The organism is Leptospira ainazelensis, assembly GCF_016918785.1.
Taxonomy (GTDB): Bacteria; Spirochaetota; Leptospiria; order Leptospirales; family Leptospiraceae; genus Leptospira; species Leptospira ainazelensis.
In genome coordinates this window covers 155,651-175,551 of record NZ_JAFFPT010000027.1, presented here as the reverse complement: position 1 = coordinate 175,551, position 19,901 = coordinate 155,651, and the positions used below count along the sequence as shown (strand labels likewise).

Here is a 19,901-nt window from a genome sequence, read left to right as displayed (position 1 = left end):
TCAGGGCGACGGGAAACGACTGAAAGTAAAAAAGAAGTAGGCAACTTTCTTAAATCAAATTTAAAAAAACGGAAACAGCGTGTTGTACGTCTTCTCTTCCGTCTCTTTCAAACTGAGAAGACGGTTTCCCTTTCCAGATTTTCGAGTTTTTTATCGCGTCGTCAAATCGAAACGAAAACAATTCTTCGTTGGAAAGATAAGCGGAAGGAATCTCCTCTTTAAGAGCGCGGTGTAGATAAGGAACTTCCGGAAAATTTCCCCGATCGGTATAAAGCAAAGGGGTTTTTGCGTAGATACTTTCGCTCAAAATTCCATAACCGGGTTTCGTGATCACATAATCGCAGGCGGTCAGAAGATCGGGATAGTGTACGTTTGCAAAATGAAGAATTCCTTCTTTTTGTTTTTCGGGAATTTGCGAAAGGTCAAAGTCGGTTCCTCCGGAAATCACGATTCGATAAGAATCCGGATCCAATTCTTTCCAATCAAAATGATCCGTTGCTACCCCATAGGCTCCGAAGGAAAAGAGAAGATTGATTTTATTTTCGGGAAGTTTAAAAAATTCTTTCGCGGTCTTTTTATCGAGGGTCGGTCTTCGTCCCACAAGTCCGATATTTTTTTGTTCCGGAAGCGAGGCCGCGGGACAAGCAAATGGAAGTAAAAGTCCGAAAGTGGCTAGATAGTATTCCTCGAATAAGGTCGTTGCAGTTTGAGAAAGAAGCGGAGATTCTTTCTGATAACCTCCATAGATAAAATCCCAAGTAAAGTTTCCTATAAACAAGGATGGAATTTTGAGTTTATCGGCGACGTTAAACGGAAGAGACGCCGAATCCGAAATGATCAGATCCGTTTCAAAATCGAGACAGGCTTCTATCTCCGAAATTTGGAGATACGATTTTTGAGAATCGAATTCTTCGATCGCGTGTTCGGTGCCGCGGATATCGATCGAGAGCGAATCTTTTTGGATCATTCCTACGTCCAAAGATTTTTTGCGAGTCGTAAGCCGTTTTAAAAAAGAAGAATCGGATTCTCCGATGGAAAGCGTTTTTAGGAATTCTTCCCGAGTTGTTACGAGATCGATTTCCAATTCCGGAAAATTTCGGAGCAAATGGAGAATGATTTCCATCGATCGGCTGATATGGCCGAATCCATGAGAACTTACGTAGTACGTTATTTTCATTTGTGAACACCCTGACGAATGACCTCGTACATTACGATTCCTGCGGACATTGCAAGATTGAGGGAATCCGCTTCTCCGAACATAGGAAGAGATAGATATTCGTCCGAATGACTTCTTGCAAAAGGAGAAAGTCCGTATTGTTCGGATCCGAATACGAGGGCGATTTTACCTTTGAGGTCGGAATCGAAGTAGAGTTTTTTTGCTTCTGGTGTTACGGCTAACGTTCTATAGCCGTTCTCTTTGAGAACGGAATAGATATCCTCGGTTTCCCCAAGATAGACTTCGAGAGTAAAAAGAGCGCCAGTCGAAGCGCGGATAACGTTCGGATTAAAAAGATCGAGTCTCGGGTCGGCGACGAGGACGGTATGAAACCCGGCTCCTTCAGCGGTCCGCAATATGGTGCCTAGGTTTCCCGGTTTTTCCACACCTTCGATGACGAGGATGGGTTTTCCTTGTTTCAGTTGTTTGGATTCTTTCGGAAATGTTTCGATTCCGATCGGAAAAAAATGTGCGGTTGCGATCAGTCCGTCCGGTCGGTCTCTGTAAGAAATCTTTTCAAAAACTTTTTTCGGAACCTTGATGGCCTTGGCTCCGATTTCACGGATGAGGTCGTATTCGTTTTCTCCCAAAAAACATTCGGGAGAATAAAGAACGTTTTGAAACTTCACCTTTCCCGATTTGGAAGCGCGGGAAATCTCACGATAACCTTCGATAAAAAAAAGTCCGCTTGTTTCTCTGTGTTTTTTCTCTTTTAGGTTGGAGATATTCTTGAGTTTCTCATTGGAAAAACTCGTGATCTCTAAAAAAGAAATTCCTTGTTCCGGGTTCAAAGCGAAAGTCTCTCCGATGTATAAATACAATTCGATCCCGAAGGATAGAGTCGACCGCTTTGTTCCGGAATGGAAAGTTCGCCCAGAAAAAACTTTCCGTGGTTCTTGATTCTGCCTTGCAGAATTCTTTGTAAGGCGAGCGGGCTAAAACCGGTGGAATGACAAGTAAGAACGATAAAATCCGGCTTCGATCCGCAGAGTTCCATCAGAAGATCCATGAGTTCGGGAAGATCTTTTTCGATCTTAAACACTTCTCCGCTTGCCCCTCTTCCGAAAGTCGGAGGATCGAGAATAAAACCCCGGTAGTCTTTTCCTCGTTTAATTTCCCGTTTTAAAAATTTCAAAACGTCTTCCACCATCCAACGAACTTTTTTGTCGGCGAGTCCGGACGCGGCCGCATTCTCGCGGGCCCAGTCCACCATTCCTTTCGAAGCGTCGAGATGACAAGCCGAAGCGCCTCCGTCCAAAACGGCGAGAGTGGAAATTCCGGAATAGGCGAAAAGATTGAGAACCTCTTCCTCTTTTTTGAGCTGAGAGGATAGTTTTTGAATCTTTTTCCAGTTTTCCAACTGTTCGGCGAAGATTCCCAAATGACCAAACGGAGTAAACTTTATCTTAATCGAATATTCTAATATTTGAACGAAGAATTCGTCTTCCACTTTTTTGTTCCAGTTCCAGGCGCCCCCGCCTTTGTCGGAACGAACGTATTCTCCGTGAACGTTTTTCCAGAGCGCGGGTTTGGATTCGGGCCAAGCCGAAATCGGAGAAGGACGTATGATGGTATAAGGACCGATTTGTTCGAGTTTTCGAAAGTTTCCGGAATCGATAAGAGAATAGGTTCCGTCGAGGCTTTCAGCTTGTTTTACAATTTTCATAGATATGTACCTTAAAATAATTTCCTTCGGGGAATTGAGTTCTTACCGGATGGTCGTCCTCCGGTTTTAAACTTTCAAACTTCTCGTATTTCCAACCGTGTGCTTCGAGAATGTTCTTTGCAAGAGATTCTAATTCTTCGGAAGCGATTCTTCCCGAACAAGAACAAAGAATGATCGTTCCCGATTCTTCCAATGAGGAAAGGGAACTCCCGAAAAGATGAGCGTATGTCTTGAGTGCGTTCTTTCTGGATTTTGCGTCCGGGGTCAAGTTTGGTGGATCGATCACAATCAGCCCGAATTTTTGATCCTTTAAGACGTCCTCCAATTCCCTAAAAAGATTTTTCTGAACGAATCTGTGTTTGCAGGAACTTCCGTCTTTTTTTAGGCTCAAGACTCTTTGGAAAGAATCCAAGGCCTCCTTGGAGCCGTCTACTGAGGTGACGGAACGCGCTCCCGCAGAATCCATACAGATCGAGGTTAGTCCCGTATGCGAGAAAAGATGGAGACAGTTTTTTCCTTTGGAGATCTCTTTTTTTTCAAGGAGAAATTTTCTCAGATTTCGAAGATCCAAAAAAATTCCTCCCTTTTGTCCGGGAAGTTCCACCGGGAATTTTATGTTCTGTAAAGTAATAGTTTCGCGGACAACGATTGGAGTTTCGCCTTTGCTTTGTTTGGCGCCCCTCCAAATTCTTTCGGAGAGTTTTTTGTCATCGCCCGTTTTTTCCGGAGGGTCGAAAAGAATTCTGGAAGGTAAAGGTTCTCCTAATTTAGAATTCTTGCATAGATCAAATAAGTTCCAGACGACCCATCTTCCATAGGCAAGAAGTGAGGAAGAATAGATTCGAACGACCCAGGTCCCGCCGATTTTATCCACGGTCACTCCCGGAAAAAGATCGTTCTCTCCGTGAAGGATCCTGTAAGCGTTAGTCGTCTTTCGGACTTCCTTTCTTTTGTGAAGGGCGGAGATCAGATTCTCGCGAACCTTTTCTCTGGAGAATTCGGGAAGATTTTGTATGACTCGAATTCGGATGAGCCCGGTCTTGGAATAGATCCCGGTCGCGATGGGTTGATTCTCCGTGGAAAAAAGCGTCAGCCATTCTCCATTTGCAAAGGGTGTTACTGCGGAAGAAAGATTGCCGCTAAAGATCCAAGGATGTTTTCGTTTTACGGAGAGTTCGCTCTTCCGGTTCAGTTGGTATCTTCGGAACCGGAAGGCGGGAGAAGAGGGAATGTTCAGGCTTTTTTCTTGGCCTCTTTGTAAGAGGTCTCTGTCGCTCCGACATAAATCTGTCTTGGACGACCGATCTTCATATCGGTGGACTCGATCATTTCTTTCCACTGAGCGATCCAACCCGGGAGACGACCCATCGCAAACATCACCGTGAACATATTCACCGGAATTCCTAACGCACGATAGATGATTCCCGAATAGAAGTCCACGTTCGGATAAAGTTTTCTTTCTACGAAGTAAGGATCGTGAAGCGCCGCTTCCTCGAGTTCTTTAGCAATGTCTAATAAAGAATCTTGGATTCCGAGACGTTTGAGAACGCTGTCGCACGCCTTTTTGATGATCTTTGCGCGAGGATCAAAATTCTTATAAACCCTGTGACCAAATCCGGAAAGACGGAAGGAATCGTTTTTGTCCTTTGCTTTTTCCACGATCTTTTTCACTGGAAGTCCGCTCGCTTGGATCTCTTGGAGCATCTCCAATACTTCCTGATTCGCGCCCCCGTGCCTTGGTCCCCAGAGCGCACAGATTCCCGCGGAAACGGCTCCGTAGAGATTTGCAAGAGAGGATCCCACCAAACGCACCGTAGACGTAGAACAGTTTTGTTCGTGGTCCGCGTGTAGGATGAGAAGAAGGTTGAGCGCTTTTACGATTTCAGGATCGATCTTGTAATCCTCGCTCGGAACGGAGAACATCATGTTCATGAAGTTTCCGCAATAGTCCAAACTGTTCAAAGGATGAATCGTAGGTTGGCCGATCGACTTTTTGAAAGCGAATGCCGCGATCGTCGGAAACTTCGCGAGAAGTCGGATCATGGAGATATGTCTGTGTTCCGCGTTTTCAGGATCGTAAGAATCTTGGTAGTAAGTCGAAAGGGAACCGATCATCGACGACATGATCGCCATCGGATGACCGTCTTTTGGAAATCCGTTATAAAGACGTTTGAGATCCTCGTGGATCAAAGTATGCATCGTGAGTTCTTCGTTCCATGTTTTGAGTTCCGCGTCCGAAGGAAGTTTTCCGTAGATCAGTAAATAGGCGACTTCGGTAAATGTGGAATTTTCGGCGAGTTGTTCGATCGGGATTCCTCTGTATCTTAGAATTCCGAGTTCTCCATCCAGGAAAGTAACCGCGCTCGTACAAGCTCCGGTGTTGAGATAACCGTTGTCCAAGGTGACATACCCGGTTTGTTGACGGAGTTTTGATATATCGACCGCTTTTTCGTTTTCGCTGCCCACGATGATCGGGAGTTCGTATTCTTTCCCGTCAATCTTCAGAATTGCTACCTCAGCCATGTTCCTCTCCTGGAAAAATATAAATTATACTCCGGCTCGAAAAACGAGTCGGTCGCTCAAGTGCGTTGAAATCGATCCAGATTCCTATCCTATTCTTTCTATCAGAGAGACAATCCAAAAATTAGAGATTCTTATACCTTCTCAAGTTTTGATAGTTGTAATAATTGGAAGAAACGATTCTGCAATAGTCGCGGGGTTCTTTGACCGGGAGTTCTTCCAAGAAATGATTGAAGTCTCCGTGATAGTGATTGCGTTTCCATTTTCGAAGATTCCCCGGCCCGCCGTTGTAAGCGATGGAAGCCCACTGCAAACTGTTGTCGTTCGATGCCACTAAATAACGTAAAAAACGGGCTCCCATTTCGATCGAGACCTCGGGATCAAAAAGAGAATAAGAATCCAGATTCATTCTTTTTGCGAGTTCGCGACCGGTCGGTCCCATGATTTGCATCAGTCCTCTCGCGTTCGAAACGGACGTCGCATTCTCCTTAAAAAAAGATTCCTGACGCATGATCGCGTAGACGATGTCTTCGTCGATCCCTACGTTTTTGGAAATGCTCGAAACCAATCCTCGATGCGGCCTTGGGTAGATTCTCGCCGCAAGTTTGGATGGAAGAAGAATTACGTCGTCGCTGAGTTTTTCCTTTTTCATCAAGGCTCTCGTGTGAAAAACGGTGAGATAAGGAGTTCCGGTTTGTTCTCCGAGAGCTGCGAGAATTTCCTCCTTTTCGTTTTCACCGATTCCCTGTTGCAGTTTGTATCTTTGGACGAGAGTGAGAGCGTGGCTCATCTCTCCGACTTCCAGATATTCCTTTGCCGATTGCAGATAACGGTTCCCTCGTATTTTAGAATGTGCTGAATCGATTCTTGCACTCAGTTGAAACGCTGAAGACTGCATCGCAAAGTCCAAGTCTCTTCCTAAAATTTTTCCGGAGAGATCGGGGATCCCGGCCGTGAGTGAAAGATATTCGAAAAGAGTATCGCGGTTTCGAGTCGGATTGTTGGGGAGAGGGAGGTTTGCGATCTCTTCCTGGAATTCTTCTCGGATCACTCTTGTATAATACGAACCCGGAATATGTCTGTAATAAGTTTTCAACCAATTTGTAAGCTCTTCGTTTCTTCCCGTTTTTTTAAGAAGCCGGAGATACCAATAGACGAGTCTTCCTTTTACGGGGAGATCCGGGATCTTTCGAAGTGCATCCTGCCAATAGGCGTCTCCTAAAAAGTGTTCGTGATTTCCGGTAAGAAGATCAATGAGTTCGTCTTGTCGGATTAAATTTGTGGGACTTTTTTCGAGAGAGTCTATTAGATTTCTGAAATAAAGATCCTTGTGTCCTTGTTTTTTATAAGCGCGTGCATAGCTGTAAAAAACCTCGTCGTTTTTTTCGGCGCCTGAGTCGTTTAACAATTCCAGGCCTTTTCCGGGAAGACTCTGGTTCGTGAGCTCCCTCGACATAGAAGCGGTGAAGTCACGGTGAGTTCTCGCGTGATTTTGATTCTTTCTAAAAAAACCGGGAAGAGATTCGGGTTCTACGGCGGCGATGGCTCTCGCAGTATTTCGAAACGGTTCCGCTTTGGAAAAGGAAACACGTTCAAGATCTTTGTAGGAGAGAAGATGTTTTTTTTCGGAAGAATTTAAGAAGGGAAGAAAAAGAGCCGCGTGTTCCGGAGTTTGCGAAAGATAAAAATGAGTTCCTTTCCAGACTTGTAAGTCCTCAAAGATGAATTTTTTGATCGAAGATACGATGGATGGATCTTCCAAAATCGAATAGAAGATCGATTCCGCTTGTTCGGTGTTTCCGGATTTATAGAGAGATTTCGCATAACGGTATAAGATCATCGGCGAGAAAATTTCCGCCTGTTCGCGTTCGCTAAACGTTTTTGCGAAGTCCAGACATTGCTGGATCATTCCGGCTTCGTAGTAGATTCTAAAAATTTCCGAGATCGCGTTTTGGGAGACGGGGTCGTTTTCTCTCGGAAATTTCTTGAGTAACCCCACGAGTTCTTCTTTTCCTAAAATCTTCCGGCTTACTACTTCTTCATAGAGTTTCCAGAGGGAAAGTTTTGTGATGACCGTAGAGGAAGGCATCGGGGAGGAGAGAATTTCGAGGAGATCTTGTCTTCCGGGGTTGGAGACCATTCTTCCTTTGAGAAGGGAAACGAGATAAGAGAACTTTTTTTCACGGCTTCCATCGGGATGTTCTTCGTGATAGCGGACGAGAGCGTAAACCTCGGATTCGGTTCCGGGAACCCGATCTCGGAAAATACGGTGTATTTTTTGAAGACTGTAGGATTTGATCAGATATTTGAGATCATCGTTTGCGAGAAGACTGCCGAAAATGAAGAGGAGTAGGCTGATCAGTGCGAATTTTTTCATTCGTTGTTGCTCTATTACCTTTTCGGCCGAAGGATTCAATCGCAAGAAGGAAATTCCAATGCAGACCCTGGAAAAAGACAAAACAACCGAAGCCTGGCCGGAAATTACGCTCTCTTCCTTTACGGAGAAAATTCTTCCTAGAAAAAAAGGACCCGAGGGGCCGGCTCCGAGAAATCCCGAAATCCTTAGACTCAAATCCAAAATTTTAGAATACTTTTCAGGAGCTCTGAACAAAGTCCATTCTCCATTCTCCAATCTTAGAATCGATCTTTTCGGTGAATTCCGTTTTCACGCCGACGTTACTTCTCCCTTCGAAGAGGAAGGTCTTTCCGAGAGAGAAAAAAATCTTCTGAAGATCTTCTTTGAAGAATTGTATGAGAGAGCGATCGAAGACCATCAATCCGATCCAGAGATCTTTCAAGTTTTAGAATCGTATCTTCTCCACGAACAAGAGTTAGACGAATATCTCGAATTGACTCTTGTGTTCGACGAGGAGCTTCCGTTTATCGTCGAGGCGAGACAAGTTTTGGCGTTGATGGGTAAGTTGGAATATTCGGATTCTCTAAATAAGGAAGGAACCTCGCGTTTTCAGAAATTCGGTTTTCGCTGGAAGTTCGGCGGTTTGGAGTTGGAAGACCGAGAAACGATCTACGATCTCGTCGTTACCGGGGAAGAACCGGGTCTTTTGGGACTCGCTTGGGTTTTGTACAAACACGAAACTTCCGGTTTTCGAAACGTCTTTGCGATCGAAAGAAGAATTCTTTCCGCGATCGATACGTTTTCTTCCGATGAAAAAGAATCTTTTTTTAAGGCTTATTCTTCCCGTCACGGTTATCTCGAAAATTATTTTGTCTTAAAGCAATTCCGTCCTAGAGAATACAGAAAGGCCTGGCTCGAAGGGGAAAAGAAAAAAAACGGAAGATCCGTTTTGTTGGGTTCTCTGCAGGACAATATTCTCGCGGGGCAGGACGATTCTTTGGAGAAACGTTACGCGCTCTTGAAGGAGAATCATCTGGTTTACACCTTGTCTCCGTTCGAACTTTTGATTCTTCTGAATTCTACGGAGTCTTCGAACGTGGAGCACGAAATCGCGGGTGTGAAGGAAAAACTTCCGGATTCTTATCTTACAAAACGCGCTCAGCTCGTTCTTCGTTTTTTTAAAAAGAATTTCGATGAATTTCTGAACACGATCGATCAGTGCGGTCGTTTTCGTTTTACTCCCGAGATGATCTATCTTCACGGGCTTGCTCTGGTGGAAACAGGTAAGGCGGAAGAAGGGATCGGGCTTTTGGAAAGTCTTTTGTTTCGTTTTCCGGATTCGGATTATTTGCGTCTGGTTTTGGAACGTTATAAGAAGAATTGAAAAGAAGTGTGGGAACTCTCACAGTTTTCGAAAGAGGGAAGTTTTGTTTTGAAAAGAAACGTGGGAACTCTCACAGTTTTGAAAGAGTAAAGTTTTGTTTTGAAAGAAACGTGGGAACTCTCACAGTTTTCGAAAGAGTAAAGTTTTGTTTTGAAAAGAACGTGGGAACTCTCACAGTTTTTGAAAGAGCAAAATTTTGTTTTGAAAAGAACGTGGGAACTCTCACAGTTTTTGAAAGAGCAAAATTTTGTTTTGAAAAGAAACGTGGGAACTCTCACAGTTTCGAAAGAGTAAAGTTTTGTTTTGAAAAGAAACGTGGGAACTCTCACAGTTTTCGAAAGAGTAAAGTTTTGTTTTGAAAGGAAGTGTGGGAACTCTCACAGTTTTCGAAAGAGTAAAGTTTTGTTTTGAAAAGAAACGTGGGAACTCCTTGACAAAAGTCGACAATTCCAACAAAACTTGGGAAATCTTCTAAAGAAGTCCAATCCAGGACGAAGTCCGTATCGAGGGGAAAATGGCAATCAGTCACGAACAGATTCTTGAACTCCAAAAATACCAGAAGATGATTCATCAACTGGAAAAGATCTCCAAAGGATCCAAAAACGACGAACAACGTTATCGTGTATCCAGGGATCTCGAAAAATACAGAACGAAGATGAAGGACATTTCTCCGGAAGGAATCCCGGACAACCTCGACGTCGCAGCCGAACAGATCAAACGTTTCAAGGACAACCCTCACGAGGTCGGACACATTCTCGCAAAATATCCGGTTATGAAAATTTCTCCGAACTCGAACGACGCGGAAGTCAATCAGATCGGAACCTGGATCAACGTCATGGACCGGGAATATCTCCCCGTCCTGAACGAGACACACGTACGATTCGACTTTTCTCATACCAACGAAAAGGACGGGGTCGTAAAGTATATGGAGAATATTCGGAGGAACATCAAGGTTCTCACGGAAACCATAGAAGAATTTCACGCCGCGGAGAAACAGGAATTCAGAGAACAGCTCAGCCGGATGAAAAACAAACAGACCCGGATTTTTATCGCGGAAGCCTTTGAGATGTTCCAGAAATTCAACGAATTCTTAAACAAAGTATTGAAAGAAGCCAAAGAAGTCGGAGGGGTAATCATGAACATCGAAGATTCCATCCACTTCAATCCAAGATTCGAAAGGGCGACGGAACTGGAAGGAAAGAGCATCATGGACGCGCTCCGAGAATTTCAGGACTTTACTTCGGAGGCTCTGGAAAGGATCAACGTTCCGAATATCCGGAATTGACCGATTCTCCAATCCGGCAATTTTCAAAGCCGGAGCCTGAAAAATTCTTTTCCCTCTGATGGGATCTGCATATTTAGTGAATTTAACTCCCTCCGGAAACCACATACAGGAAAGACAGGCGCATGGCACTCGTTAAAAATTCATCCGAAGTTACTAACTCCACCATCGGAGAAAATTCCTACTTCAGCGGAAAATTCTTTATCAACGGATCTCTTAAGATCGACGGAAAATTCGAAGGTAAATCTTTGCAGGCAGAACAGCTCTACATCGGTGTTACCGGAAAGGTAAAAACCAATATCACAGCCGCCAGCGTTATCATAGAAGGAATCGTGATCGGAAACATCACCGCCAGAAACCGAGTGATGCTTCTTCCGACTTCCAAAATTTTGGGAGATATCAGAACTCCGGAATTGATCATTCAGAACGGAGTGATCTTGGAAGGACGTTGTATGATCTCCAACGACCTCAAACATTCCGCAAAAGATCTGATCGACCTCGAATATTCCAAAGACGCTCTGAGCGTGGAAAAAATCTTCGGAAAACAATCCGGCGCGAAAGAATAATGAATCCAACTTTTGATACGGGACTTTTTCTCGTATCAAAAGGAATTCTTCTAATAAAGTGAACCGGATCCTGATTACAGAAGGCGACCCCTGCGGAATCAGTCCGGAACTCTTTCTCACCACATTCTCCTTTCTCAAAAAAATCTCCAAAACAAGACCGGTTCTCTACTTTCACTCCGGACGTTATCCTCTTCCCAAAGACTTTATTTCTGTTTCAACTTCTTCTCAAGTGGAGAATCAAGGACTCTTCTCGATCGTTCCGGATTCTCTTTCAAAAAGGGAAACGGCTTCCTTTACTCCGGGAAAACCATCGATTCTTTCGGGAAGGTCCGCGCTTGCTTCTCTTTCTTTAGCGGTTGAGTTTCAGAAAGAAGGGGGAGGAGATTTAATCACTCTTCCTCTCAGCAAAGAATGGGTGATCGCCTCCGGAGCTTCCACGTTTCGAGGACATACCGAATTTCTTGCCGACGCGTATGAAAAAAAAACGTATATGCTCATGTCCGGAAACGATTTGCAGGTTCTTCCTCTCACGACTCATGTTCCTTTGATCGCGGTGCCGGAACATCTTCGAAGAATCGATCTTCCTTCTCTGGCGGACGCGATTCTTTCCTGCGATCGAATCGATCGGAAAAAACCAATCGCGTTTCTCGGACTCAACCCGCACGCGGGAGAAGGTGGAAAGGTGGGGAAGGAAGAATCGGAAATTCTCGAACCGATGATCCAATTCTTAAAAAAGAAAGGTTTGAAAGTGGAAGGTCCTCTTTCCGCCGATTCTATGTTTGGCGAATCGGAAAGAAAAAAATACGGTCTTCATCTGGCTTGTTATCACGATCAAGGTTTGATTCCTTTTAAGATGTGGGAAGGGAAAAAGGGTGTGAATGTTACCTTGGGTCTTTCCTTTCTTCGGGTTTCTCCGGATCACGGAACCGCGTTTGATATCGCCGGGAAAGGGCTTGCAGATTCAGCCAGCTTTGTAGAATGTCTGCACCGGGTTCTGGGTAATCCGGATTCCATATCTGAAACGAGGTAACATGCCGGGACTTTTAGAACAAATCGTATTTCCCATCTTCCTCTTTTGGTTCTGCGGACTTACCCTTGTGCTCTTTCGTTCCGATTTTGAATTTGTCTGGAAGATCATCTTTGTTTTTATTTTTATCTTTTACTTCTTCCAATACTTTCCCGAATTAAAGGCGAGTTACGAACGTCTCACCGCGAGTTATCCCGTGGAAATTCTTTCCTGGATTTATGGAATGGGAAGAGGAACTTACTTTTTTCTTTTTTTTCTCTGGCCCGTGGCTCTGATAAGAATCTTTTATTCGGCTTCTCCGCAAGTGAGCAAGTCTCTGGCAAAGGCTCTCGTAAGCGTGACTCTGATCTACTGGGGCGGTTTTATTCTTTATAATAACTTTTCTCCCGAAGTGGATTTATTTTTAAACGGAACATTTCTGAAATTCTTGAAGTTTTCTTCCCAATGAGGAAGGTCTAAAGAGTTAGAATGAATCCAATCTACTTACAATCGTTCGGAGAATCGGAAGAAGCTAAGAAACATTTTTTGACCGCCTATGAGTTTCAGACAAAGGGCAATTTAAAACTCGCTTCCTTGCACTACAGAAAGTCGATCTCCGCCAAACCTACGGCGGAAGCCTGGACTTTTTTGGGTTGGTCTTATTCTCTTGCGGGGAGATTGGATCGCGCCATTGAGTTTTGTAAGAAGGCGATCGAAACCGATCCCAGTCTTGGAAATCCTTACAACGATATCGGAGTTTATCTTCTCCAGGAGAAACGTTTTGAGGAAGCCCTTCCTTGGTTTGAGAAGGCAAAGTTCGCCCCCCGATACGAGGTTCCGGTCTATCCTTACTTCAACGCCGGTTCTTGTCTGGAAATTTTAGGTCATATCGAGTTGGCTCGTCTCGAATACGAAAAGGCGGTCCAGATCCAACCAAACTATCCTCCTGCCAATCTCGCTCTCAAGAGAATCTACGTTCGATACAATTAATAAAGAACCGCGCCTTCTCTCTGAGTCAAAAGGGAGTCTCGTCTTTTTAGGGGAACTTTGTTAGAAGAGAGAAGAAGTTCTATTTCTTTGTATTTTTGAATCTGAGTTCGTTTGTGAGAAGGAAGGTTGTTTTGTATTGCGGAAAAGGCGGTTGAGTCCGTTTCAAGAAGTTTTTTTTGAGGGGATGATTTGTCGTACCAAGTTGTTAGGAAAGAGAAGGATCCGAGAACGCGTTTTCTTTCTCATTCAAAAGTTTGTTTTTGAAATTAAAGTAGGAACTCCCTCGTTTTCAAGGGAGTTGTTTGAGTGAGAATTTTAGCCTTTTCCCGTTTGTGGGAACTCTTACAAATCGCTCTCAAAGGAACCCGACTTTGGGAGGACGGTTCATTTGTTGAATTTTAAAACAAAAGTAGGAACTCCTCCAATTTCCTAAAATTCCTCCGCCAAAGGCAAAAAGTAGGAACTCCCTCGTTTTCAAGGGAGTTGTTTGAGTGAGAATTTTCGCCTTTTCCCGTTTGTGGGAACTCTTACAAATCGCTCTCAAAGGAACTCGACTTCGGGAGGACGGTTCATTTGTTGAATTTTAAAACAAAAGTAGGAACTCCTCCAATTTCCTAAAGTTCCTCCGGCAAAGGCAAAAAGTAGGAACTCCCTCGTTTTCAAAAAAGCCAAAAGATTTTAAGAATCCTTTTGGGAACGAAAGATAGAGCAAGCAAGTATGTAGGAACTCTCACAATGGGAGTCGAAAGGATCTGAGACAACTTTGAGTTTACTTGGAAAATCAAAGTAGGAACTCCTCTTTTTGGAGGATTCTTCGATCGACGAGGTTTTATCTCAAAACAAAAGTAGGAACTCACACCAAACCAAGACCACGGGCTATTCTACTTTTTTCTTCCGTTTCCCACTTGCAACCCTGAGGGTTTTGGTCTTTTTCTCCGGAACCTCTGCTTTCTCTTCAAAATGAAAATAGAAATCGAAAGGTTTTTTCAAAATCTTAAAGATTCTCCAGAATTCGATGACGTCGAGCCTACGTTCACCGGATTCGATTTTGGAAATGTAGGATTGCGGTTCGCCCAAAAGATTCGCAATATCAATTTGAGTCAGACCGGCAGATTTTCTCGCCGCGATCAGATTCTTACAAAAAAATTTAGCTTCTCGTGAATGCAGAGACTTGAACAAAACAGGGTCCATTCTACATCCTGAAATGGAATATACCAAAATCGGATATTTTATAAAACGCAAAGTCTTAGATTTCGAAATTCGTTAGAATTTTAGAATCCAATTCCCTTCCGGATGAAAAATTAAGAATCTCAAATATTGAATTCTATAACTTGAAAATCAAGTTTTAAAAAGGTGGGCAAATTCAAGGCTGAATTCTAAATTAAATTTTTTGAATTCTTTCAAAACGACAAAAATCGCGAGTGCGAAAGCGCGACCCTCCGAGATTCTTTTCAAAAGAAAATAAGAATGGAATTCCGATTCTCAAATGAAGAATTCGGTTTTCTTTGTAAGATCCGACTTACGGCTTTGAAGTCGTATGAACTTCAACGTCTCAATCTCCGATTTTTTTGAAAGAAGATCTACCACTTGGAGTTTGTCCCAAAACCTTGAGAGATGGCAAGAATTCCGTTTTTAAAATTCGAATCTTCTGTGTGAGAGTTCCCACATTTTACGTCTTGTTCGCGTTTGATTGGGATTTTGAGTCATTCTCTATCACCCAGTGGATGTGAGAGTTCCCACATTTTAAGTTTGAGGACAAACCTTGGAACGGTTCCAACAGATCCTCATTCTTCGACACAAAAACCGCTCTTCAAAAAGGCTTACATATTTTTGGCGGTTTTTACTTTTCGAAAAATCAAAAAGTAAAGCGACGCATAAACCGCCAGAGAAACCCAAAAGATAAAACTCCCCGGAATTCCGACCTCTCTGTGAATTCCAAAAAAAATCATCGCGGGTAGGTTCGCCGCGGTGAACGCAATTGCAACCAAACCTTTTTTTTCAGTCCTCACCGCGACGAGTTGATAGAGATGTCTCCTGTGAGCTTTCAAAATATTCTCCCTATCCTTTAAACGAAGAAGAATCGTAAGAACTCCATCCACAAAAAAGACGGGAAGTAAGAAAAATGCGGAAGTGATTTCAAAGGAAGGCCAATTCTTCTCATTGATAAAAAGAAGAGGGAGAACTGCGATCGCATAACCGAGAGGAAGAGAACCCGCGTCTCCCATAAACAAATGCGCTTTGGGAAGATTGAAAACAAGAAAACCGAAAACTCCCGCGCAGATCCAGAGATAGATCGGAGGCAAAGAAGAATGAAACAAAAACGGAAACGCAAAAACCGCGAGTAAAAAGTGAGAAGCAAGAAAAGAATCCAAACCGTCCATGAAGTTACAGACGTTTACAACGAACAGCACATAGACGATCAAGATCGTCGTCGAAGCTCCGGGAATTCCTTCCAGTTTCCAACCGAGAAGGGTGAAGTCCACGGGAACAAGCTGAAAGAAAAAAATCAAAAACACGATCTCTAAAAGCAAACGGATTCCGGCGCCGAGAGAAAGAAGATCGTCCGCGAGCCCGATCACAAAAAAGAAAACAAGACCCGCAAAAAACAGAAGCACCTTCTCTTCGACATTCTCAAAACCGCCGAACCAAACCAACGCGACGGAGAATATGGAAAGAAAAATCCAGATTCCCCCGGACTTCTTGGTCACACCGATATGCATACTTCTCTCGTTGGAGACGTCTTCGATTCCGAAAGTCTCCGAACGAACGTAAATCCAGGAGAGAATTGCGGTGATCAGGAAAAGAAGTATGGAAAGAATTCCCGGATTCCAGAAGTTTGCGATTTGATCCACTGGCATTCCAGATTGGACGAAACCTTCTCCTTCGCAATCAGAAATCGAACCGATTTTGATTGCCAAATCAGGCCAAACTTGGGAACGTCACTTTATGTTCCAGGGCGTCTATACAGCGATTATCACACCATTCAAAAACGGAAAAATTGATTACGATAGCTATTTCAAACTTCTGGAAAAACAAATCAAGGCCGGGGTCAACGGAGTTGTTCCTTGTGGAACCACCGGAGAATCTCCGACCCTTTCCCATATTGAACACGCGGAACTGATCCGTGAAACCGTCAAAGCGGTAAAAAATAGAATCCAAGTCGTCGCCGGAACCGGCTCCAATTCCACCCAGGAAGCGATCGAACTCACCGAAGCCGCTTGTAAGGACGGAGTGGACGGGATTCTTTCTGTAAATCCGTATTACAACAAGCCGACGCAAGAAGGACTTTTTCAACACTTCAAGGCGATCGCGGAACATTCTTCCGTTCCCGTTATGCTTTACAATATTCCGGGAAGAACTTCCGTAAATCTTCTTCCGGAAACCGTTCTTCGTCTGAGCGAAGTAAAACACATTCGTTCGATGAAGGAAGCGACCGGAGATCTCGGTCAGATGTCCAAGCTGATTTCTCTCGTAGGTCAGAAGATGACCGTTCTTTCGGGAGACGACAATCTCACGTTACCTCTTCTTGCGATTGGCGGCGTCGGAGTAGTTTCCGTGGTTTCCAATTTATTTCCAAACGCATTGGTCCGGCTTGTTCAGAACTTTCACGAAGGAAAGATCGCAGAAGCCCGGAAGATCCATTATGATTTTATAGAAGTCTTTGCTCTCGCCTTTATGGAAACCAATCCGATTCCGATCAAAGCCGCGATGAATTGGTTCGGACATTGTTCTTCGGAGATCCGTCTTCCGATGACCGTCCTAACGCAAAATGAAACGAGTTCAAAATTTCGAAAAGTCCTCGAAGGTCTGAAAGAAAAAGGATACGAGTAACATGTCCGAGAAAAAATTTCAGATCGCTCTCATCGGAGGTTCTGGAAGAATGGGGCGCGCCATCATCACGGTTCTCTCCGCATCTTCCAAATCGGAATTGTCGTCTTCGGTCGTCAGTTCCGGTTCCGTATTTTTAGGAATGGACTCCGGTTTACATTCCGGAATCAAACAGAACGGAGTTTCTTTTACATCGGACATTCAAGCCGCAGTCCAAGGCGCAGACGTCGTGATCGATTTTAGCACGCATCAGAATCTGGATTCCACACTCAAGGCTTGTGTTTCTCTCAAAAAACCTTTGGTCGTAGGAATCACGGGACTTACGGAATTACAAAAGGATTCTCTTCGTGTCGCGTCTAAAGAAATCGCGATCGTCTACTCTCCGAACATGTCCATCGGGGTGAATCTTCTTTTTAAGTTAACCGAAATTGCGGCAAAAGTTATGGGAGAAATCTCCGACATCGAAATCCAAGACATTCATCATCGTCATAAAAAGGACGCGCCTTCCGGAACCGCCGAAAAGTTGAAGAGTATTCTTCTCGAAACGTTAGGCAGAACGGAGAAGAACGTAGTTCACGGAAGACATGGAATTCTCAAAGAAAGAGATCCAAAAGAAATCGGAATTCATACGCTTCGCGCGGGAGAAGTGATCGGTGATCACACGGTTTATTTTTTTACGCCCGAAGAGAGAATCGAAATCACTCACAAGGCTCAGGATCGTAAGACCTTCGCGGTCGGATCCGTTCACGCCGCTGAATTTTTAGTCGGACGAAAACCCGGGCTTTACGATATGTTTGCGGTATTGGGATTGTAAGGAGAAGGGGAAGTTTTGTTTTTTTTCAAGAACATATCTCTTTTTCCCCTCGGTAAAAATCCGTTTATCATCGTTCTCGACGTCCTCATCGTCAGCGTTCTAATCTATCAATTTTATACAACGATTCGGAGGACGCGGGGAATCCAACTTCTTCTCGGGGTCGCGCTCATTTGGCTTTTGGGAATTTTTGCGAGTACCTTCGAACTCGAACTCCTCGACTGGATCATCGAAAATATCCGTCCGGCCCTCGTCTTTGCGATCATCGTTCTTCTTCAACCCGAACTCAGAAAGATCACCGCCGATCTTTCGAAGATGAAAATCTTTCAGCCCTTTCTTTTAAAACAAATGACGGATCTGGAAGAGATCACGGAAGCGGTAAAGATCATGGCGAAGAATAAAACCGGATCTCTCATCGCGATCGTCCGCGAGAATAGTCTGAAAGAAATCATCGATCAGTCCGTGCAGTTGGACGCGATCATCTCCACAAGTTTGCTCCTTACGATTTTTAAAAAGAATTCGGCCCTTCACGACGGAGCGGTGATCATAGAACAAAACCGAATCGCCTGTGCGGGCGCATTCTTACCCATGGCTCAGAATTTGGACGACGCGAGAATGGGCGCAAGACACAGGGCCGCGCTTGGAATTTCGGAAGAATCGGATTCTATCGTGATCGTTACTTCCGAGGAAACCGGAGAAATTTCGGTTTGTTACGACGGAGAGATGACTCACCCGGTCAAACCCATAGAGCTCAAAAATTTTGTGAATACGATCCTTCAAAAAAGAAGCAATAGTTCCGAAAAACACGGTCTTGCTTCCGACGATAAAACGGGTTAATCCAAGATGCTGAAACGGATCTTCAACAACTGGCAGGCAAAACTCGGATCGATTCTTCTCGCGATTCTCTTTTATGTAAATTTACAAAATTCTAAAATACTCGTAAAAGAAATCAATATTCCGATCGAATATCCTAAGTTAAACGGTTCTCTCACCGTTTCCAAGGCTTCGGACAAAACCTTTCCGGTAAAAGTGGAAGGGGTTCGGGAATACGTTAACTATTACTCGCAGTTCCTCAAAGCTCACGTGAACGCATCCGATCTGAAACCGGGAGAAAACTCGGTTTCCTTGTATCGAATCTCGGGCGCACCCGCGGGACTTCGGATCACAAAACTCAAAGACAAGGTCAAGGTAATCGTAGAATCGAACTCGGGAAAATTTCTTCCCATCGACGTGAAATTTACCGGAGATCTTCCGCCTAACTACGTAAAAACGGGGCCTTTTATTTCCCCTTCTTTGATCCACGTCAGCGGTCCTCCCGGAGTTTTGGAAAACCTCGGGAAGATCAACTTTCCTCCGATCTCTCTCAAGGATAAAACCGAATCCTTTTCGATCAAACACAAACTCCCGGATTTTCCCGCCGGTGTAAAAGTGAGGGACAACGTAAAGGAAGTCACGGTTCGTGTAAACATCTTCGCAAGCGCGTCTAACGCGGGAGAAACTCTTCTTCTCGGAATTCCGATCAAATGTCAGAGTTTGGATAAGAATCTGGAGGCGGAATTTTCGGAGCCGGAAGTCTCGGTAAAACTCCAGTCCAAAACCCCTCTGAAAAGTATTCAAGTCATCAAAGGACTTTCAGCGAGCGTCGTCTGTTCTCATAAATACGATCCAAAGACAAAAAAAATTCTCCCGGACAACAAACCGGTATTTGCAAAGATCAAGTTGACCAAGGCTTCTTCTTTGAAAGCGGTCGATATCCTCGGAGTTTTTCCGGATCGAATTTCGATTCTTTATAAGATCAAACCGGATAAGGATAAATCTGCGGGCGAAGAAGGCGACAACGGGGAAGAAGAGAATACGATCGAACCCGATTCCAATCCGGAGCTCCTCGAAGAAGAATGAAAATTTCCGTCGGCAACGATATCGTTGAAAATCAAAGAATCCGCGAGCTTCTGGAAAAACACGGGGATCGTTTTTTAAAACGGGTTTTTTCGGAATCCGAAAGGGAATACTGTAGCAATCGTAAAGATCCGATTCCTCATCTCAGCGGAAGGTTTTGCGTCAAAGAAGCCTTTATCAAAGCGATCGAACCCGGCGATAAGGTGATCCTCGACATGCGGGAAATCGAACTTTTCGGAAAGGAATTCGGAAAAAAAGAATTGGTACTCCACGGAAAATCCAAAGAATTGTTTCTTACCAAAGGTTATAGCGGATGTTCGGTTTCGATCAGTCACGCCGAGAATTATTCCACCGCAGTCGTGGTGCTTTATAGGGAGTAA

Annotated in this window: 18 protein-coding genes and 1 pseudogene; 11 read left to right on the top strand and 8 right to left on the bottom strand. The window is 44.1% G+C overall.

Features of this window, described 5'->3' with window-relative positions; all coding sequences use genetic code 11:
- Positions 1–49 precede the first annotated feature (49 nt).
- From JWG44_RS08375 to JWG44_RS08350, 6 genes and pseudogenes are all read right to left on the bottom strand, one after another.
- Positions 50–1,177, bottom strand: coding sequence for a sugar kinase (locus tag JWG44_RS08375; protein ID WP_205274500.1), 1,128 nt, complete (start codon positions 1,175–1,177; stop codon positions 50–52).
- Positions 1,174–2,007: a TrmH family RNA methyltransferase gene (locus JWG44_RS08370; protein ID WP_205274499.1), complete on the bottom strand. Its 834-nt coding sequence runs from the start codon at positions 2,005–2,007 to the stop codon at positions 1,174–1,176. The genes JWG44_RS08375 and JWG44_RS08370 overlap by 4 nt, the downstream gene beginning before the upstream one ends.
- Positions 2,004–2,849, bottom strand: a pseudogene (locus JWG44_RS08365) (class I SAM-dependent methyltransferase); the annotation flags it as partial. The gene JWG44_RS08370 and the pseudogene JWG44_RS08365, both read right to left, overlap by 4 nt.
- A 10-nt stretch (positions 2,850–2,859) precedes the next feature.
- Positions 2,860–4,074 carry a class I SAM-dependent rRNA methyltransferase gene (locus JWG44_RS08360; protein ID WP_205274527.1) on the bottom strand — a complete coding sequence of 405 codons (1,215 nt, stop codon included), beginning with the start codon at positions 4,072–4,074 and terminating at the stop codon, positions 2,860–2,862.
- Positions 4,075–4,115: 41 nt separating this feature from the next.
- Complete coding sequence (locus JWG44_RS08355) at positions 4,116–5,405, bottom strand: citrate synthase (RefSeq protein WP_205274497.1); 1,290 nt, start codon at positions 5,403–5,405, stop codon at positions 4,116–4,118.
- A 121-nt stretch (positions 5,406–5,526) separates the two neighbouring features.
- Positions 5,527–7,779, bottom strand: coding sequence for a lytic transglycosylase domain-containing protein (locus JWG44_RS08350; protein WP_205274496.1), 2,253 nt, complete (start codon positions 7,777–7,779; stop codon positions 5,527–5,529).
- Positions 7,780–7,837: 58 nt separating this feature from the next.
- Here JWG44_RS08350 and JWG44_RS08345 point away from each other — a divergent pair, with 58 nt between their 5' ends.
- The 6 genes from JWG44_RS08345 to JWG44_RS08320 all read left to right on the top strand — a co-directional run bounded on the left by JWG44_RS08345 (position 7,838) and on the right by JWG44_RS08320 (position 12,986).
- Positions 7,838–9,142 carry a tetratricopeptide repeat protein gene (locus JWG44_RS08345; protein WP_205274495.1) on the top strand — a complete coding sequence of 435 codons (1,305 nt, stop codon included), beginning with the start codon at positions 7,838–7,840 and terminating at the stop codon, positions 9,140–9,142.
- Positions 9,143–9,656: 514 nt separating this feature from the next.
- Positions 9,657–10,427, top strand: coding sequence for a hypothetical protein (locus tag JWG44_RS08340; RefSeq protein ID WP_205274494.1), 771 nt, complete (start codon positions 9,657–9,659; stop codon positions 10,425–10,427).
- Between the two features lie 122 nt (positions 10,428–10,549).
- Positions 10,550–10,990 carry a bactofilin family protein gene (locus JWG44_RS08335; protein WP_069606727.1) on the top strand — a complete coding sequence of 147 codons (441 nt, stop codon included), beginning with the start codon at positions 10,550–10,552 and terminating at the stop codon, positions 10,988–10,990.
- A 58-nt stretch (positions 10,991–11,048) separates the two neighbouring features.
- Positions 11,049–12,020: a PdxA family dehydrogenase gene (locus tag JWG44_RS08330; RefSeq protein ID WP_205274493.1), complete on the top strand. Its 972-nt coding sequence runs from the start codon at positions 11,049–11,051 to the stop codon at positions 12,018–12,020.
- Position 12,021: 1 nt separating this feature from the next.
- Positions 12,022–12,465: a hypothetical protein gene (locus JWG44_RS08325; RefSeq protein ID WP_205274492.1), complete on the top strand. Its 444-nt coding sequence runs from the start codon at positions 12,022–12,024 to the stop codon at positions 12,463–12,465.
- A 20-nt stretch (positions 12,466–12,485) separates the two neighbouring features.
- Complete coding sequence (locus tag JWG44_RS08320; RefSeq protein ID WP_205274491.1) at positions 12,486–12,986, top strand: tetratricopeptide repeat protein; 501 nt, start codon at positions 12,486–12,488, stop codon at positions 12,984–12,986.
- A gap of 876 nt (positions 12,987–13,862) precedes the next feature.
- Here JWG44_RS08320 and JWG44_RS08315 read toward each other — a convergent pair.
- Both JWG44_RS08315 and JWG44_RS08310 read right to left on the bottom strand, forming a co-directional pair.
- The gene (locus JWG44_RS08315; protein WP_205274526.1) at positions 13,863–14,165 is read right to left on the bottom strand and encodes a helix-turn-helix domain-containing protein; all 303 of its coding nucleotides are present in this window, start codon (positions 14,163–14,165) and stop codon (positions 13,863–13,865) included.
- A gap of 641 nt (positions 14,166–14,806) precedes the next feature.
- The gene (locus tag JWG44_RS08310) at positions 14,807–15,838 is read right to left on the bottom strand and encodes an MraY family glycosyltransferase (protein WP_205274525.1); all 1,032 of its coding nucleotides are present in this window, start codon (positions 15,836–15,838) and stop codon (positions 14,807–14,809) included.
- Positions 15,839–15,932: 94 nt separating this feature from the next.
- Here JWG44_RS08310 and dapA point away from each other — a divergent pair, with 94 nt between their 5' ends.
- Genes dapA through acpS form a run of 5 tightly spaced genes read left to right on the top strand, consistent with a single transcriptional unit; the run spans position 15,933 to position 19,901 of the window.
- Positions 15,933–16,817, top strand: a complete 885-nt coding sequence (gene dapA / locus JWG44_RS08305; protein ID WP_205274490.1) for a 4-hydroxy-tetrahydrodipicolinate synthase — start codon at positions 15,933–15,935, stop codon at positions 16,815–16,817.
- A gap of 1 nt (position 16,818) precedes the next feature.
- Positions 16,819–17,628, top strand: coding sequence for a 4-hydroxy-tetrahydrodipicolinate reductase (dapB, locus tag JWG44_RS08300; RefSeq protein WP_205274489.1), 810 nt, complete (start codon positions 16,819–16,821; stop codon positions 17,626–17,628).
- A 15-nt stretch (positions 17,629–17,643) separates the two neighbouring features.
- A complete protein-coding gene (gene cdaA, locus JWG44_RS08295) occupies positions 17,644–18,462 on the top strand; it encodes a diadenylate cyclase CdaA (protein WP_205274488.1) in 819 nt (272 codons plus the stop codon).
- 9 nt (positions 18,463–18,471) lie between these two features.
- Positions 18,472–19,524: a CdaR family protein gene (locus tag JWG44_RS08290; RefSeq protein ID WP_205274524.1), complete on the top strand. Its 1,053-nt coding sequence runs from the start codon at positions 18,472–18,474 to the stop codon at positions 19,522–19,524.
- Positions 19,521–19,901, top strand: a complete 381-nt coding sequence (acpS, locus tag JWG44_RS08285) for a holo-ACP synthase (protein WP_069606734.1) — start codon at positions 19,521–19,523, stop codon at positions 19,899–19,901. The genes JWG44_RS08290 and acpS overlap by 4 nt, the downstream gene beginning before the upstream one ends.